This is a genomic window from Streptomyces sp. NPDC001536 (genome assembly GCF_042894505.1).
In the GTDB taxonomy this organism is placed as follows: Bacteria; Actinomycetota; Actinomycetes; order Streptomycetales; family Streptomycetaceae; genus Streptomyces.
In genome coordinates this window covers 270,815-287,560 of the sequence record NZ_JBIAVQ010000006.1, presented here as the reverse complement: position 1 = coordinate 287,560, position 16,746 = coordinate 270,815, and the positions used below count along the sequence as shown (strand labels likewise).

At 71.8% G+C, this 16,746-nt stretch carries 15 protein-coding genes; 4 read left to right on the top strand and 11 right to left on the bottom strand.

All coding sequences use genetic code 11. The annotated features are described in order from the left end of the window. Positions 1-4: 4 nt before the first annotated feature. On the bottom strand, positions 5-1,294 hold the full coding sequence (locus tag ACFY0U_RS19205; protein WP_388636804.1) for an MFS transporter: 1,290 nt from the start codon (positions 1,292-1,294) through the stop codon (positions 5-7). Between the two features lie 165 nt (positions 1,295-1,459). On the opposite strand from ACFY0U_RS19205, the gene ACFY0U_RS19200 reads away from it, so the two are divergent. Then, complete coding sequence (locus ACFY0U_RS19200) at positions 1,460-4,144, top strand: ATP-binding protein (protein WP_388636801.1); 2,685 nt, start codon at positions 1,460-1,462, stop codon at positions 4,142-4,144. 81 nt (positions 4,145-4,225) lie between these two features. Here ACFY0U_RS19200 and ACFY0U_RS19195 read toward each other — a convergent pair whose 3' ends face one another. The 8 genes from ACFY0U_RS19195 to ACFY0U_RS19160 all read right to left on the bottom strand — a co-directional run bounded on the left by ACFY0U_RS19195 (position 4,226) and on the right by ACFY0U_RS19160 (position 11,527). Continuing rightward, on the bottom strand, positions 4,226-5,017 hold the full coding sequence (locus ACFY0U_RS19195; protein ID WP_388636798.1) for an SDR family NAD(P)-dependent oxidoreductase: 792 nt from the start codon (positions 5,015-5,017) through the stop codon (positions 4,226-4,228). Positions 5,018-5,081: 64 nt separating this feature from the next. After that, positions 5,082-6,200 carry a 3-oxoadipate enol-lactonase gene (gene pcaD / locus ACFY0U_RS19190; protein WP_388636795.1) on the bottom strand — a complete coding sequence of 373 codons (1,119 nt, stop codon included), beginning with the start codon at positions 6,198-6,200 and terminating at the stop codon, positions 5,082-5,084. Next, a complete protein-coding gene (pcaB, locus tag ACFY0U_RS19185) occupies positions 6,197-7,528 on the bottom strand; it encodes a 3-carboxy-cis,cis-muconate cycloisomerase (RefSeq protein ID WP_388636792.1) in 1,332 nt (443 codons plus the stop codon). The genes pcaD and pcaB overlap by 4 nt, the downstream gene beginning before the upstream one ends. Next, entirely contained in the window at positions 7,525-8,130 is a 606-nt protein-coding gene (pcaG, locus tag ACFY0U_RS19180) for a protocatechuate 3,4-dioxygenase subunit alpha (RefSeq protein WP_388636789.1), read from the bottom strand. The genes pcaB and pcaG overlap by 4 nt, the downstream gene beginning before the upstream one ends. Positions 8,131-8,136: 6 nt before the next feature. Beyond that, the gene (pcaH, locus tag ACFY0U_RS19175) at positions 8,137-8,910 is read right to left on the bottom strand and encodes a protocatechuate 3,4-dioxygenase subunit beta (RefSeq protein WP_388636786.1); all 774 of its coding nucleotides are present in this window, start codon (positions 8,908-8,910) and stop codon (positions 8,137-8,139) included. An 18-nt stretch (positions 8,911-8,928) separates the two neighbouring features. Continuing rightward, positions 8,929-10,131 carry a thiolase family protein gene (locus ACFY0U_RS19170; RefSeq protein WP_388636783.1) on the bottom strand — a complete coding sequence of 401 codons (1,203 nt, stop codon included), beginning with the start codon at positions 10,129-10,131 and terminating at the stop codon, positions 8,929-8,931. Next, positions 10,128-10,772, bottom strand: a complete 645-nt coding sequence (locus ACFY0U_RS19165) for a CoA transferase subunit B (RefSeq protein WP_388636780.1) — start codon at positions 10,770-10,772, stop codon at positions 10,128-10,130. The genes ACFY0U_RS19170 and ACFY0U_RS19165 overlap by 4 nt, the downstream gene beginning before the upstream one ends. Beyond that, on the bottom strand, positions 10,772-11,527 hold the full coding sequence (locus ACFY0U_RS19160; protein ID WP_388636778.1) for a CoA transferase subunit A: 756 nt from the start codon (positions 11,525-11,527) through the stop codon (positions 10,772-10,774). Before ACFY0U_RS19160 ends, ACFY0U_RS19165 begins: the two co-directional genes overlap by 1 nt. Before the next feature lie 194 nt (positions 11,528-11,721). Here ACFY0U_RS19160 and ACFY0U_RS19155 point away from each other — a divergent pair, with 194 nt between their 5' ends. After that, the gene (locus tag ACFY0U_RS19155; RefSeq protein WP_388636775.1) at positions 11,722-12,186 is read left to right on the top strand and encodes a MarR family winged helix-turn-helix transcriptional regulator; all 465 of its coding nucleotides are present in this window, start codon (positions 11,722-11,724) and stop codon (positions 12,184-12,186) included. Here the strand turns inward: ACFY0U_RS19155 and ACFY0U_RS19150 are convergent. Then, positions 12,183-13,154 carry a DUF3048 domain-containing protein gene (locus tag ACFY0U_RS19150; RefSeq protein ID WP_388636772.1) on the bottom strand — a complete coding sequence of 324 codons (972 nt, stop codon included), beginning with the start codon at positions 13,152-13,154 and terminating at the stop codon, positions 12,183-12,185. The two genes, ACFY0U_RS19155 and ACFY0U_RS19150, sit on opposite strands and share 4 nt — an antisense overlap. Before the next feature lie 229 nt (positions 13,155-13,383). On the opposite strand from ACFY0U_RS19150, the gene ACFY0U_RS19145 reads away from it, so the two are divergent. Continuing rightward, the gene (locus ACFY0U_RS19145; protein WP_388636769.1) at positions 13,384-14,574 is read left to right on the top strand and encodes a zinc-dependent alcohol dehydrogenase; all 1,191 of its coding nucleotides are present in this window, start codon (positions 13,384-13,386) and stop codon (positions 14,572-14,574) included. An 11-nt stretch (positions 14,575-14,585) separates the two neighbouring features. Here ACFY0U_RS19145 and ACFY0U_RS19140 read toward each other — a convergent pair whose 3' ends face one another. Next, on the bottom strand, positions 14,586-15,647 hold the full coding sequence (locus tag ACFY0U_RS19140) for an ATP-dependent DNA ligase (protein WP_388636766.1): 1,062 nt from the start codon (positions 15,645-15,647) through the stop codon (positions 14,586-14,588). A gap of 75 nt (positions 15,648-15,722) precedes the next feature. Here ACFY0U_RS19140 and ligD point away from each other — a divergent pair, with 75 nt between their 5' ends. Further along, positions 15,723-16,739 (top strand): non-homologous end-joining DNA ligase, encoded by a 1,017-nt coding sequence (ligD, locus tag ACFY0U_RS19135; protein ID WP_388636763.1) that lies wholly within the window; start codon positions 15,723-15,725, stop codon positions 16,737-16,739. Positions 16,740-16,746: the final 7 nt, after the last annotated feature.

Below are 16,746 nucleotides of genomic sequence, written 5' to 3'. Positions count from 1 at the left end.
CCGTTCAACCCACCTTCCGCCCGGGGGACTTGGCCAGTGCCAGGACGCTCACCGCACACGTCACGGCCGCGTAGTACCCCGGGATGTCCACGTTCCCGGTCCGCTCCACCGTCTTGGTGATGATGAGCCCCGCGCAACCCGAGAACACCGCATTGGACAGGGCGTAGGCGAGTCCCAGGCCCGTGTGGCGCACGGTGGTCGGGAACAGCTCCGCCAGCATCGCCGGACCCGGCCCCGCCATCAGCCCCACCACGGCACCCGCGCCGCACACCGCCACACCCTTGACGGTATTCGAAGTCCCGCTGTCCTGAAGGAGGTTGAGCAGCGGCACCGCCAGGGCCGTCACGAGCACCGCCCCCGTCAGCATCACCGGTCGCCGCCCCACCCGGTCGCTCAGCAGTCCGGCCGGGACGATCGTCGCCGCGAAGCCCAGGTTGGCCAGCACGGTGGCGACCAGCGCCTGCCGGAAGCTCGCGTCCAGGGTGCTCTGGAGATAGGAGGGGAGCACGACGAGGAAGGTGTAACCGGCCGCCGCCCAGCCCATGATCCGTCCCGCGCCCAGCGCGACGGCGCCCGCGACCTGGCGCACCGGCGGACGCTCGACCTCGTGCTCCTCCCGGAACGCGGGCGTCTCGTCCAGCCGCAGCCGCAGCCAGAGCGCCGCGAGCCCCAGCGGCAGCGTCAGCAGGAACGGCAACCGCCAGCCCCAGTCGCCCAGTTGCCGCTCCGTGAGCACGGTGGCGAGCAGCGCTGCGGCCCCCGCACCGCCCAGCAGGCCCAGCGCCACGGTGAACGACTGCCACGACCCGTACAGCCCCCGCCGACCCGGCGGCGCGAACTCGGTCATCACCGACACCGCCCCGCCGAACTCCCCGCCTGCGGACAGCCCCTGAAGCACCCTCAGAAACGTGAGCAGCCAGGGGGCGAGCGCGCCGACCTGGGCGTACGTCGGCAGCGCGCCGATCAATGTCGTCGCGCCGGTCATCAGCACGATCACCAGGATCAGCACCGGACGCCGCCCGACACGGTCCCCGAGCCGGCCGAACAGGGCCGCGCCGACGGGCCGGAAGAAGAACGCCAGCGCGAACGACGCGTACGTCCGCACCAGCGCCTCGGCCTCGCTGCCGCCCTCCGGGGTGAAGAAGCGGGCCGCGATGATCGTGGCGAAGTAGCCGTAGACGCCGAACTCGTACCACTCGATGAAGTTGCCCACCGACCCCGCGACCAGCGCACGGCGGGAGCCGCCCGCCTTCCGATCTTGGAAAATGTGGCTCCTCCTCCGGTTTTTGACCATCAGTCAAAAAGCAATGGACAGCAGGTCACAGGCCCAGTGCGTCGACTGTCCGCAACCACCGTCACCCGTCGAGGCAACAGGTGCCCGGACCGCCCTCCACTTAGCCAATCGGACGGCTACGCTCGTGGTCTGTACGTCGTTCGGGCGACTTGGGGAGGTAATGGGATGACGGAGGAAGGGCCCACGCCGGCCGCCTCGGCCTCCCTCTGGGAGCGCGACGAGGAGGTCGCCGCCGTCGAGCGGGCTATCGACACTCTCCGCGCGGACCAATCCTCCTCGGGCAGCCTCCTGGTGTTCCGGGGCGAGGCGGGACTCGGCAAGACCGCCCTGCTCACCGAGACCCGCCGCATCGCCGAGGCCCGCGGCTGCACCGTCTGGTCGGCCCGCGGCGGCGAGACCCTCAGGTCCGTCCCCTTCAACGTCGTACGCCAACTGCTCCAGCCCGCCCTGGTCTCCCTGATGCCGGAGGAGGCACGCGAGTACCTCGGCGACTGGTACGACATCGCCGGGCCCGCCCTCGGAGTGACGGATCCCGGCGAGCGCCAGCCCGACCCGCAGGGCGTCTGCGACGGTCTGGTCGCCGCGGTACGCCGGCTCGCCCGCCGCGACTGGCCGCTCGTCCTGGTGATCGACGACGCGCACTGGGCCGACCAGGAGACCCTGCGCTGGCTCGCCGCGTTCGCCGAGCGCCTCGACGACCTCTCCGTCCTGCTCGTGGTGGCCCGCCGCCCCGGCGACGTCACCGGCGACAGCGCCCGTCACCTCGACGCGGTCGCCGCCGCCGCGGGCGGCCCCGTCGCCACGCTCAGCGCACTCACCCCGGACGCCACCGCGGGCCTCACCCGCGCCACCCTCGGCGCGCACGCCGACGCCCCGTTCTGCCGCGAGGTCTGGGCCGTCACCGGCGGCAACCCCTACGAGACCGTCGAACTCCTCGCCAAGGTCCAGGACAGCGAACTCGAACCGGTCGAGGCCCAGGCCTGCGAACTGCGCGCCCTGAACCGCTCCGCGCGCGGCGGCGGCCTCGTCGCCCGCCTGGAGGGACTCGGTATCGAGGCCACCCGGTTCGCCTGGGCGGCGGCCATCCTCGGCACCGGCATCTCCGTCGACCTCGTCGCCAAGCTCGCCACCATGGGCCGCGACGACGCGGTGCGCTGCGCCGAACTCCTGCGCAACGCCCGCATCCTCACCGACCCCGACCCGGCCGTCGTACCGGCCGACGACGGCGACCTGGAGTTCGTCCACCCGCTCATCGCCACCGCCGTCTACAACTCCATCCCCGACGCCCTGCGCACCGCCATGCACGGCATCGCCGCCCAGGTCGTCGCCGACTCCGGGCTCGGCGCCGCCATGGCCTCCCGCCACCTCCTCCAGGTACACCCGGACGACGACGAGGAACTCGTCGAGCAGCTGCGCGAGGCCGCCCGCGAACACGTCGCCGTCGGCGCCCCCGACGCGGCCCGCCGCTGCCTGGAACGGGCACTGCGCGAACCGCCCCGTCCGGAGACCCACGCGCGCGTGCTCTACGAACTCGGCTGCGCCACCCTGCTGACCGCGCCCGCCACCACCGTCGACCACCTCCAGTCCGCGCTCGCCATGCCCGGCCTGGACGGCGCCGAACGCGTGGACGCCGTCTTCCGCCTCTCCCAGGCCCTCCTCCACAACGACCAGCTGGAGGACGCCGTCCGCACCGTCGAGGCGGAGGCCGCCCGGCTCGGACCCGGGCCTGCACAACTGCGGCTCCAGGCCGTGCAGTACATGTGGGAAGGCATCCACGCGGGCGAGGCGAGCTCTCCTGGCCGCTCCGAGCGGCTCGCCGCCCTCGCCGCGACCTGCACCGGACGCGACAACTCCGAGCGCGCCCTGCTCATCCTGCGCGGCTTCGACGCCATGACCCACGGCGAGAACGCGGAGATCGTCGTCGAACTGAGCGACCGCGCCCTCGTCAACGGCCGCCTGGCACCCGGACTCGGCTGGACCGACACCGAGTGGGGCCTCGAGATCCTCATGATGCTCGCCAGCTCCTACACCTACACCGACCGGCTCGACCGCGCCGAGAGCATGTTCACCGAGGCCCTGCGCACCTACGAGTCGGCCGGCTGGAGCGGCGGCCACCTCGCCCTGGCCCACGCCTTCCTCGGCTTCGCCCACCGCCGGCGCGGCCGCCTCCGGGAGGCCGAGTCCACGCTGCGCGAGTCCCTGCGCATCGCCGAGCGCGTCGGCCGCGGACTGCCCCTGTACTGGTCGGCGACCTGCAACCTCGTCGACACGCTGCTCGCCCGCGGCCATGTCGACGAGGCCTGGGAGATCGCCGAACAGTACGGCTTCGCCCCGCCCTACCCGTCCACCATCGTGCTGCCCGACCCGCAGTCCGTACGCGGCCGTCTCCTGCTCGCCGTCGGCCGCACCCAGGACGCGGTCAACGAGCTGGAGGCCGCGGAGAAGGCGGCGACCGCGCGCGGCCACCACAACCCGGTGATGGTCCCCTGGGCGCTCGACCTCGCCCGCGCCCTCGCCGTGTCGGACCCTGTCCGGGCCGCCCAACTCGCCTCCGACGCCCGGCGCCGCGCCGAGCGGTTCGGCACGGACACGGCGATCGGGGAGGCGCTGCGGTGCGCTGCCGCGCTGGAGACGGGGCAGCGGGCGGTGCGGTTGCTGTCCCAGGCGGTGACGTATCTGGAGTCGTCGCCGTGTCAGTACGAGCATGCGGCCGCGCGGGTGGAGTACGGGATCGCTGCGAGGTCTGTCGCCGAGATCAATCGGGGGCTGGCGCTTGCGCGGTCGTGTGGGGCGGATGGGCTGGTTGCGCAGGCGCGGGATGTGTTGGAGACGGGGCGGGGATTGCGCTGAAGAGCTCGGTGCGACCGGTGCATCGGCGTCTGCGGGCAGTTCGTGGCTTGCCGCGCAGTTCCCCGCGCCCCTGAAGGGGCGCTACAGCGCGAGTAGTTGGGCTGTGACCGTCTCCAAGCGCTTCTGTACCTCCCTGTCGTACGTTCCCTCGTGTGCCCGCGCCGGGCTCGTGCCGTCGAAGTAGCCTCCCGTGCCCAGGTCCTGGGTCGCGAGGGCCAGTACTCCCGGCGCGCCGTCCGCCACCGTGTTCCACGGCGTCACCCCGCCCTCGCGGACCATCGCCGTGTCCATGAAGGTCGCCGGGTGCAGGACGTTCACCGCGACGCCCGTACCGGCCAACTCCTCGGCCAGCGTGAACGTGTGGGCCGCCAGGGCGAACTTGGCGCGACGGTATGCCGCGAAGCCGTCGTAGCCGCGGCGGAACTCGATGTCGTCGAAGTCGACGGGGTCCTGGCCGACCGAGCCCACGTTGACGATCCGGGACGGGGTGTTGGCGCGCAGCACCGGGAGCAGGGCGCGGGTCAGGGTCACCGGGGCCAAGTAGTTGACGGCGAGGCGCAGTTCGTGGCCGTCGGCGCTCAGCTCGCGCCCCGCGCCCGGCGCGCCCGCTCCGACGCCGGCGTTGTTGATCAGGACGTCAAGGTCGGGACGGGCGTCGGCGACCCGCGCGCCCAGGTCCCGGACGGCGGCCAGCGAGGCCAGGTCGGCCACGAACGCCTCGGCGTCGCCCTCGGTGCGCAGTTCCTCGACGAGGCGCTCGGTACGGCCCGGATCACGGCCGTGGGCGAGGACGACATGGCCGGAGCGGACCAGCTCGAAGGCGAGATGGCGGCCGAGTCCGGAGGTGGCACCGGTGATCAGAATCGTGGACATGCCTCCACCGTAGGCCCGCGGTGGAGGCATGTGCGTGCTGCTGTGGAGGCTACGACCCGCAGGGTCACCCTTCTTCTTCCGCCAGCACGCGTTGCGCGGCGGCGAACGCCGAGTTGGCCGCCGGAACCCCGCAGTAGACGGCCGTCTGGAGCAGGACCGCGCCGATCTCCTCCGGCGTCAGACCGTTGCGCCGGGCCGCCCGGACATGCATGGCCAGCTCGTCGTAGTGGCCGTGGGCGACCAGCGCGGTCAGTGTGATCATGCTGCGCTCGCGGCGGCTGAGCGTCGGGTCGGTCCAGATCTCGCCCCACGCGTAGCGGGAGATGAAGTCCTGGAATCGCGCGGTGAAGGGCGACTGCCGGGCCTGTGCCCGGTCCACGTGCGTGTCGCCGAGCACCTCGCGCCGTACCTCCATGCCCCGCTTGGCGCCGCCGTCGAAGTGCGCGCGCAGCGCGGTCAGTACGGCCTCCGGGCACTGCGCGACCGCCAGATGCGAGGCACCCGGGATCTCGACGAGCGCGGCGCCCGGCACCGCGTCCGCGATCTCCCGCAGATGCGCCGGCGGGGTCGCCGGGTCCTGTCGGCCCGCGACGAGCAGGGTGGGCGCGGAGATCTCCGCCAGCCGCTCGCGGAGGTCGAAGGCGGCGAGCGCGTCACAGCAGGCGGCATAGGCCTCCGGGTCGGCGTCCCGGTGGTCCTGGACGAGCCGGGGCACCGTGAAGCCGGGCGTGAACCAGCGGGCGTCCGCACTCTCCAGGAGCCAGTCCATGCCCTCGGCTCGGACCCGCGCGGCCCGCTCCTCCCACGCCTTCGCACCGTTGAAGTGCGACGACGAGCAGATCACGGCGAGCGACGACACCCGCTCGGGGTGATGCACGGCCAGGTGCAGGCCCACCGCACCGCCCAGCGACACCCCCGCGTACGCGAACCGCTCGACGCCGAGCGAGTCCGCGAGCGCGAGCACCAGATCGGCGAGGTCACCGATGGTGGCGCCGCGGCCGATCAGGCCGGCCGCGCTGCCGCCGTGCCCCGGCAGATCCCAGCGGACCACCCGGTGGGTGATGGAGAGCTCGGGAGCGACCTGGTCCCACAGGGCGTACGACGTCCCGAGCGACGGCCCGAGGATCAGCGCGGGAGCCGAAGCGGGGCCCTCGGCGTGGTGGTTGAGGAGTTTCTCGGTCAACGTCGCTCCAGAGCACGATCGGTGAGGGTGGCGGCGGCCCCCGTGTAACGGGCGGGGTCGGCGAGGCTGTCGAGATCGAGGCCCTTCAACTCCGGTTCCTCCGCCAGGAGTTCGCCCAGTCTGCGCCCCTCGGCGTAGGTGCGCTTGGCCAGCTCGGTCAGCAGGGCCTTGGCGCGTGCCCGGCCCAGTACCGACGCCAGTTCGGCGGAGAGCCGCTCGGAGACGATCAACCCATGGGTGAGGTCGAGGTGTTCACGCATCACGTCCGCGTGCACCCGCAGCCCCTCGGTGAGTTCGGCGGCGTCGCGCGCGGCACCGCCGACCAGCCGGAGCAGGTCCCGCAGCGGTTCCCACTCCGCGTGCCAGGCCCCGGCCGGCCGTTCGTCCTCGGCGGCCAGCGACCCGTACAGCGTGGCCGCGAGCTGCGGCGCCCGCCGGGCCGCGGCCGCGATCAGTGTGGACCGTACGGGATTCGCCTTGTGCGGCATCGCCGACGAACCGCCGCCGCTGCCTTCGGCGACTTCGGCGATCTCGGTACGGGCCAGCGTGAGCACATCCGTGGCGACCTTCCCCAGCGCCCCGGCCGCGAAAGCCAGACATCCGGCGAGATCGGCGATCGGGGTGCGCAGGGTGTGCCAGGGGAGCTCGGGCGCCCGCAGGCCGAGTTCCCGCGCGTACGCCGCCGGCAGCGCGGTCGGATCGGTGGCCCCGTACGCGCCGAAGGCCGCCAAGGTCCCGGCCGCACCGCCGAGTTGGGCGGGCAGCGAGTTCCGTACGGCCGTGACCCGGTCCCGCGCGTCCAGCACCAGCGAGCGCCAGCCGGCGGCCTTCAGCCCGAAGGTCGTCGGCACGGCGTGCTGGGTCAGGGTCCGTCCGGGCATCGCGGTGTCCCGGTGCTCGGCGGCCAGCCGGGCCAGCGCCGCCTCCGTGCGCCCGAGGTCGGCGCGGACCAGGTCGAGGGTGCGCACGGCGACCAGCACCGTCGCCGTGTCCACGATGTCCTGGCTGGTCGCGCCCCGGTGGACGTACGGCCCGTACTCCCCGCCGACCGTCTTCGTGAGGTCGGCGACGAGCGGGATCACCGGGTTGCCGCCCGCACGCGCGCGTACGGCGATGTCCCGGGCGTCGAAGTCCCCGGACCGGGCCGCCGCGGTGACCGCCGTGGCGGCCTCCTCGGGAGCCAGGCCCAGCGCCGCCTGGGCGCGGGTCAGCGCGGCCTCCGCGTCGAGCAGGGCCCGCAGATACGCGGAGTCGCTCGTCGCGGAGGCGGCGGGGGAGCCGGCCCACCCGGGGGCGAGCAGACCGGCGTCGGGTTCGGCAGATGTCACTGGAACTCCAGGAAGACCGTCTCGCCTTCGCCCTGAAGGCGGATGTCGAAACGGTAGGTCCCCTTGCCGTCATCCGTGGCGACGAGCGTGTTCCGGCGCGCCTCGTCCACCTGGGAGAGCAGCGGGTCGGCGGCGAGCGCCGCGTCGTCGCCCGGCAGGTAGATCCGGGTGTAGAGGTGCACGAGCAGCCCGCGCGCGAAGACGCACACGCTGATGTACGGCGCGCTCCGCCCCCGGGCACCCGGCCGCAGCGTCCGCGCGGACCAGTGGCCGTTGGCGTCCGTCTGGACGCGCCCCCAGCCGGTGAACTCCACGCCGTTGCGCCCCAGGAAGCCGCCGCTCGCCGGGTCGCGCCGCATCGAGCCGTCGACCGTCGGTACGTTGCCGTCCGGGTCGGCGCCCCACAGCTCCACGAACGCGTCCGGCAGCGGGTTGCCCTCGCCGTCGTAGACGTAACCCTGGAGCGCGATGGTGTCGGGGTGGCCGACGGGGGCGATGTCGCCGCCCCCGGGGAAGGGGAGGGCGTGGCCGTAGAAGGGCCCGACCGTGTGCGACGGCGTGGGCAGCACCGTCTCGGGGCGGCTGGTGTCGATCTTCGTCATGGCAGGTCAGCGCCCTTCTTCGATCCAGGTGGCGTTCGGGCCGTCGAGCACGATGTCCCAGTGGTAGCCCATCGAGAACTCCGGCACCGACAGGTTGTGGTCGTACGTCGCGACGAGGCGCTGGCGGGCCGCGTCGTCCGTCACCGACTGGATGATCGGGTCGTACGGGAACAGCGGGTCGGCCGGGAAGTACATCTGTGTCACGAGCCGCTGCGTGAACGCCGTGCCGAAGAGCGAGAAGTGGATGTGCGCGGGGCGCCAGGCGTTGAGGTGCTGACGCCACGGGTACGGGCCCGGCTGGATCGTCGTGAAGTGGTAGTGCCCGTCGCCGTCGGTCAGGGTGCGGCCGACGCCCGTGAAGTTCGGGTCCAGCGGGGCGTCGTGCTGCTCGCGCTGATGGGCGTACCGGCCGGCCGAGTTGGACTGCCAGATCTCGACCAACTGGCCGCGCAACGGACGCCCGTTGCGGTCGAGCAGCCGCCCGGAGACGGTGATCCGCTCCCCGATCGGCTCACCGTTGTGCTGGCGGGTGAGGTCGTTGTCGATCTCGGTGATGTCCCGCTCCCCGAACGCGGGGGAGTGCAGCTCCACCAGCTCCGGGTCCTTGGACACGTCGATCGTGATCGGCGGCTGCTTGGGGTGGCGCAGGATCGAGGAGCGGTACGGCGCGTAGTCGCGACGAGGCTGATGCTCGACGGGGGCGCCGTCGGCGACCCGCTTCTCGTAGGCGGCGTGCTCGGCGGCGATTTCCTGGTCGATGTCGTGCTGGGTGAGAGTCATGAGGAGTCCCGTGGAGTCTTAACGTTCGAGGACGAGGGCGAGGCCCTGGCCGACGCCGATGCAGAGGGTGGCTACGCCGACTCCGCTGCCCTGGCGGGCGAGTTGGTGGGCGACGGTGCCGGCGAGACGGGCGCCGGAGGCGCCGAGCGGGTGGCCGAGGGCGATGGCGCCGCCCTGCGGGTTGAGGATCGCGGGGTCGAACTCGGGCCATTCGGCGACACATCCGAGGACCTGGGCGGCGAAGGCCTCGTTCAGTTCCAGGACTGACAGGTCCTCAAAACCCTTTCCTGCCTTGGCGAGTGCCCGGTTCACGGCCTCAACCGGGGCGAGCCCGAAGTAGTCCGGATCGACGGCGTTCACGCCGGTCGCGGAGACTCGGGCAAGAGGTTCCCGCCCCGTGGCCCGCAACCCCTCCTCGTCCACCAGCAGCAGTGCCGCCGCACCGTCGTTCAACGGCGAGGCGTTGCCCGCGGTGACCGTCCCCCCGTCCTTACGGAAGGACGGCTTCAGCTTCGCCATCGCGGCCAGCGAGGCGTCGGCCCGTACGCACTCGTCGGCACCGAAGACCACCGGCTCGCCCTTGCGCTGCGGGATCGACACGGGCGCGAGCTCGGCGTCGAAGAGCCCGGCCTCCTGCGCCTTGGCCGCCTTCCGGTGCGAGGCCAGCGCGAACTCGTCCTGCTGCTCACGCGTGATCTTGTGCTTGTCGGCGATCAGCTCGGCGGACTCGCCCAGCGGGATGGTCCACTGCGGGTCCATCTGCGGGTTGACCATGCGCCAGCCCAGCGTGGTCGAGTACAGCTCGGTGTGCCCGGCGGGGAAGGCCCGGTCGTTCTTGGGCAGGACGTACGGCGCCCGGGTCATCGACTCCACACCACCGGCCACGGCGACGGAGGCGTCCCCGGCCGCGATGGCACGGGCCGCCTGGATCACCGCCTCCAGGCCGGACGCGCAGAGGCGGTTGACGGTCACACCCGGGACGGACGTCGGCAGACCGGCCAGCAGCGCGCCCATGCGGGCGACGTTGCGGTTCTCCTCGCCGGCGCCGTTGGCGTTGCCGAAGTAGACGTCCTCGATGCGGGCGGGGTCCAGGTCCGGCGTACGGGCGACGAGTTCGCGGATGGCGTGGGCGGCCAGGTCGTCCGGGCGCACCGAGGACAGGCCGCCGTTGTAGCGGCCGACCGGGGTGCGGACCGCGTCGACGATGTAGACGGGCTTCACAGCAGTTCCTCCGCGACGGTCAGCTTGGCGTCGGTCTTGGCGATGACCTCGTCGACGAGGACTCCGGGGGCGACCTCGGTCAGCACGAGCCCCTCCGGCGTCACGTCGATCACGCCCAGATCGGTGATGACCCGGTTCACACACGCCTTGCCGGTCAGCGGCAGCGCGCACTCCTCCAGGATCTTGGCGGAGCCGTCCTTGGCGGTGTGGGTCATGACCACGATGACGGTGCGGGCGCCGTGGACGAGGTCCATCGCCCCGCCGATCCCGGTGATCATCTTGCCGGGGATGGCCCAGTTGGCGAGGTCGCCCTTGGCGGAGACCTGCATGGCGCCCAGGACGGCGACGTCGATGTGGCCGCCGCGGATCATCGAGAAGGACAGCGCCGAGTCGAAGAAGGAGGCGCCGGGCAGGACCGTGACGGTCTCCTTGCCGGCGTTGATCAGGTCCGGGTCGACCTGGTCGTCGGTGGGGTAGGGGCCGGTGCCCAGGATGCCGTTCTCGGACTCCAGGATCACCTCGACCCCGGACGGGAGGTAGTTGGGGATCAGCGTGGGCAGGCCGATGCCGAGGTTGACGTACTGCCCGTCCTCAAGCTCGCGCGCGGCCCGCGCGGCCATCTGCTCGCGTGTCCAGGCCATCAGTTGCTCACCGTCCGCTGCTCGATCCGCTTGTCGATGGCCTGCTCCGGAGTCAGGGCCACCACCCGCTGCACGAAGATCCCCGGCAGATGCACCGCGTCCGGGTCGATCTCGCCCGGCTCGACGAGCTCCTCGACCTCGGCGATCGTGATCCGCCCGGCCATCGCCGCGAGCGGGTTGAAGTTGCGGGTGGACTTGTTGAAGACGAGGTTGCCGTGCCGGTCGCCCCGGGCCGCCCGCACCAGCGCGAAGTCGGTGCGGATACCGCGCTCCAGCACGTACTCGGTGCCGTCGAACTCCCGCACCTCCTTCGGCGGTGAGGCGAGCGCGACGCCGCCCTCACCGTCGTAGCGCCACGGCAGTCCGCCCTCGGCGACCTGGGTGCCGACCCCGGCCGGGGTGAAGAAGGCGGGGATGCCCGCGCCGCCGGCGCGCAGCCGCTCGGCGAGCGTGCCCTGGGGGATCATCTCGACCTCCAGCTCGCCGGACAGGTACTGCCGTGCGAACTCCTTGTTGGCCCCGATGTAGGAGCCGGTCACCCGGGCGATACGGCCCGCGGCGAGCAGGACCGCGAGCCCGGACTCCATGGCCCCGCAGTTGTTGGAGACCACGCCGAGGCCGCTGACCTCACGCTCGTACAGCGCCTGGATCAGCACGTTGGGCACCCCGCTGAGCCCGAAGCCGCCGACGGCGAGTGTCGCGCCGTCCGGCACATCGGCCACCGCCTCGGCGGCGGTGGCGACCACCTTGTCCATGCGTGAAGCTCCATCTCGCTGATTAATCAGGGCACTGAGCATTTCCGTGAAGTTTCCTTCACGCTGCCACCGGACGGGGGCGACGTCAAGACCCAGGAGAAATGTGAGGTCAGGAGCGTGAGCGAGGTTGCAGACAGTCTGTGACTCGCCGGGTATCGTTCAGTGCACTTACGAATACGACCTCAGGAGCGCACATGGCCGCGGTGGATCTCACCACCCACCCCGGGCACCTGGCCCGGCGGCTCCAGCAGGCGCACTACCTGCTGTGGAACACGATGGTCTCGGAGGAGATCACCTCGCCGCAGTTCGCGGTCCTCAACGCGCTCGTCGCCGAGCCGGGTCTCGACCAGCGCACGGTGGGGGAGCGGGTGGGCCTGGACCGGTCCACCATCGCCGAGGTGATCAGCCGGCTGGGCCGCCGCGGACTGGTGGACAAGGTGCGCGACCCGCAGGACGGCCGGCGGTTCCTGCTGCGTCTGACCGAGGACGGGCTGCGCACCCACCGCAAGCTGACCGTGCGCACGGCCCGGATGAACCAGGTCTTCCTGGCCCCGCTCTCCGCCGAGGAGCAGTCCGTCTTCTTCGAGCTGATCCAGCGGGTCTCGGACGCGGCCGAGGGGCTCCGCAACCCCGCGGAACCCCTCGTCGCCCAGCGCTAGGCCTTGGCGAAGACCACCCAGACCTGCCCCTTGGCGAAGTTCACCGGGTCGCCGTCGCTCGTCGTGAACGTCGTACCGTCCGTCGCCTTCTCGCGCTTCCAGTCGACGCTGTACGCCTTTCCGTCGCGCAGCACCTTCGCCTTCCCGGAGCCCACCGTCTCGGTGTACGGCGTGTTGTTGCCGAGGAAGTCGTGGAAGTCGGACTTGCGGACCTTCACGTGCTGCACGACGACCGTCGCCGGGGCGAGCCGCTTGCCGGCGGTCGTCACGGAGGGTGTGCCGTCCATCGAGACCAGATAGCGGTCGCGGTCGGCGGACCAGGTGAACCGGAAGGTGGCCGCCGGGTAGCGCACGGTCTCCGAGGTGTCCTTCGTCCCGCCGGACGGGGCGGCGCCGTAGGTGAAGCCGGTCGTCAGGGCGTCCGCGCCCGGAACCGAGGGCATCAGGCGGTCCGGGCGCAGATAGAGGTTGTGCGGGGCGGACTTGCCGGTGCCCCGGTAGTAGGCGCCGGACGTCCTGCCGGGCGTCTGCGGGTTCAGCGGCGCCTTGTCGATCAGCGGCATCAGCTTGCCCTGGGCGCCGGAGAAGGCGAGCGTCGGGTGGTCGAACTGGCGCAGCAGCTCCAGATCCGACTCCCGGGCGCTGCGCACCGGTCCGATGACCTTGGGGAGCTTGGTCGCGTACACCGCCATCAGCCGGCTCAGTCCGCCCTCGACCTGCTCGGCGTAGATGATGTCCGCGGAGTCGGTGCCCGTGTGCGGACGCGCCGCCCGAACGTTGTCGATCTTCACGGCGAGCGCCGACTCACCGGTCAGCCCGCTCTGCGAGGGGTCCTGGTTCGGGGGCTGCGGGGTCTGGTCCTGTTCCGCTCCTCTTCCGTCGTCGACCGGGCCGGGCTGGTTGGTGCCCGTGCAGCCCGCCGCCAGGGAAACCGTCAGTGCGGCGGCCAGGAGCGCCGCCGTAGTCATGGCGCGTCGTGTGCGCGCCCCTCGTCCCATGCCCACCGTCGCCACCCAAGTCTCGTTTCACTGATTGTGCGCTTATGTGTTCATTGGTGGCCATACCCGGTCGGGTTTGATCGGTCGAGGTGAATAACTCTGAGGAGCGCGTCGCTACGCCGAGCGGCCCACAGCGCGGTTCGCGGGAGGCGCTCCGGGTACCCGGAGCGCCTCCGCAGAGGCCGAAGGGAGTGCCGTGATGAAGGCAGTGACCTGGCAGGGAAAGCGGGACGTACGGGTGGAGGACGTGCCCGATCCGGAGATCCAGGAACCGACGGACGCCGTCATCCGCATCACCTCCACCGGTCTGTGCGGCTCCGACCTGCATCTGTACGAGGTGCTCACCCCGTTCATGACGCCGGGCGACATCCTCGGACACGAACCGATGGGCATCGTCGAGAAGGTCGGCGCGGGTGTGCCGGATCTCAAGGCGGGCGACCGGGTCGTGGTGCCGTTCCAGATCGCCTGCGGCAACTGCTGGATGTGCCTCAACGCGTTGCCGACCCAGTGCGAGACCACACAGGTCACCAGCGAGGGCATGGGCGCCGCCCTGTTCGGCTACACCCGTCTCTACGGCGCGGTCCCCGGCGCCCAGGCCGAGTACCTGCGCGTCCCGCAGGCCCAGTACGGCCCCATCAAGGTGCCAGAGGGCCCGCCGGACGACCGCTTCGTCTACCTCTCGGACGTGCTGCCCACCGCCTGGCAGGCCGTCGCCTACGCGGACGTCCCCGAGGGCGGCAGCGTCGCCGTGCTCGGCCTCGGACCGATCGGCGACATGGCCTGCCGGATCGCCCAGGTGCGGGGCGCGGGACGGGTGTTCGGGGTGGACCTGGTGGACGAGCGACTGCGCCGGGCACGCGCGCGTGGTGTGGAGACGTACGACCTGAGGAGCTTCGACAGCGAGAAGGAGCTCGTCCAGGCCATCCGTGACGAGACCGACGGCCGGGGCCCCGACGCGGTGATCGACGCGGTGGGCACCGAGGCCCACGGCAGTGCCGCCGCCCGGCTGGCCCAGCAGGCTTCCGCCCTGCTGCCGCGCAGGATCAGCGGACCGTTCGCGGAACGGTTCAGCGTCGACCGGCTCGCCGCCCTGCACACGGCCATCGAGCTGGTACGCCGTGGCGGCACGATCTCCCTGTCCGGCGTCTACGGCGGCATGGCCGACCCGCTGCCCATGCTCACCATGTTCGACAAGCAGCTCCAGATCCGGATGGGCCAGGCCAATGTGCGGCGCTGGAGCGACGAGATCATCCCGTATCTGACCGACGAGGACCCGCTCGGCGTCGACGACTTCGCCACCCACCACGTGCCGCTGTCGGACGCCCCGCACGCGTACCAGATGTTCCAGAAGAAGCAGGACGGCGCGGTGAAGGTGCTGATGCGGCCCTAGGTCCAGGTGCGTCAGCCCAGGATCTCGTTCAGGTCGTACCTGACCGGCTCCTCCAGCTGCGCGTACGTGCAGCTCTCCGGCTCCCGGTCCGGGCGCCAGCGGCGGAAGCGGGCCGTGTGCCGGAACCGTACGCCGTTCTCCATGTGGTCGTACGCCACCTCGGCCACCCGTTCCGGCCGGATCGGCACCCACGACAGGTCCTTCTTGCCCGACCAGCGGCTCGGCGCCCCGGGCAGCCGGGCGCTCTCGTGGGCCGCCACGTCCGCCCAGGCCGCCCAGGGGTGCCCGGCGGCGTCCTCCATGCGCAGCGGCTCCAGCTCCGCCACCAGTTCGGCGCGCCGCTTCATCGGGAAGGCCGCCGACACGCCCACGTGCTGGAGGGTGCCGTCGTCGTCGTGGAGGCCGAGCAGCAGGGAACCGACGATCGGGCCGCTCTTGTGGAAGCGGTAGCCGGCGACGACCACGTCCGCCGTGCGCTCGTGCTTGACCTTGAACATCGCGCGGTCGTCCGGGAGATAGCGCAGGGTGAGCGGCTTGGCGATGACCCCGTCGAGGCCCGCCCCCTCGTACTGCTCGAACCACCGCTGGGCCACCTCGATGTCCGTGGTCGCCGGGGCCACGTGCACGGGGGCCGTCGTCCCGGCCAATGCCGTGGTCAGCAGCTGTCTGCGGTCGCTCAGCGGCACGTCCAGGAGCGACTCGTCCCGCAGGGCCAGCAGGTCGAACGCCACGAAGGAGGCCGGGGTCCGCTCGGCGAGCGTGCGGACCCGGGAGGCCGCCGGGTGGATGCGCTCGGTGAGCGCGTCGAAGTCCAGACGGCCGTCCCGCGCGATCACGATCTCCCCGTCCAGCACACAGCGCTCGGGGATCCGGTCCTGGAGTGCGGCCACCAGCTCGGGAAAATACCTGGTCAGCGACTTGCCGGTACGGCTCCCCAGCTCGACCTCGGCCCCGTCGCGGAACACGATCGCCCGGAACCCGTCCCACTTCGCCTCGTACTGCATGTCCGGCGGGATCCTCGCCACCGACTTGGCGAGCATCGGCTTCACGGGCGGCATCACCGGCAGATCCATGCTGTCGATTCTGCGCCCACACTGCCGTATACGCCCGGTGTGCGAGGTTTGCGAGGTGCGCCTACCGTGGCTCGCATGGGTGAAGCGGTGGAACTGGAGGTCGGCGGCCGGACCGTCCGCCTGTCCAGCCCGGACAAGATCTTCTTCCCGGAGCGCGGGTTCACCAAGCTCGACCTGGCCCGCTACTACCAGGCGGTCGCCCCCGGCATCCTGCGCGCCCTGCGCAACCGCCCCACCACCCTGGAGCGCTACCCGGACGGCGTGAGCGGCGAGTCCTTCTTCCAGAAGCGCGCGCCGAAGAACATGCCCGACTGGATCCCGACCGCCCACATCACCTTCCCGAGCGGCCGCAGCGCCGACGAGATGTGCCCCACCGAGGAGGCCGCCGTCCTGTGGGCCGCCCAGTACGGCACGCTCACCTTCCACCCCTGGCCGGTACGGCGCGACGACGTCGACCGGCCCGACGAACTCCGTATCGACCTCGACCCGCAGCCCGGCACGGACTACGACGACGCCGTGCGCGCCGCGGGTGAACTCCGGGGCGTGCTGGAGGAGTTCGGCGGACTGCGCGGCTGGCCGAAGACCTCCGGCGGACGGGGTCTGCATGTGTTCGTGCCGATCGAACCCCGCTGGACCTTCACGGAGGTCCGCAGGGCCGCGATCGCGGTGGGCCGGGAGATGGAACGGCGGATGCCGGACCAGGTGACGATCAAGTGGTGGAAGGAGGAGCGCGGCGAGCGCATCTTCATCGACTACAACCAGACCGCCCGGGACCGGACCATCGCCTCCGCCTACTCCGTACGACCCCGCCCGCACGCCCCCGTCTCCGCACCCCTGCGCTGGGACGAGGTCGGCGAGGCGCACCCCCAGGACTTCGACCTCGCGACCATGCCCGCGCGCTTCGCCGAACTCGGCGATGTGCACGCGGACATGGACGATCACGCCTTCTCGCTCGACGCGCTGCTGGAACTGGCCCGCCAGGACGAGCACGACCACGGTCTGGGCGACCTGCCGTATCCGCCCGAGTATCCGAAGATGCCGGGGGAGCCCAAGCGGGTGCAGCCGAGCCGGGCCAGACACGACGACACGTGACGGTGGG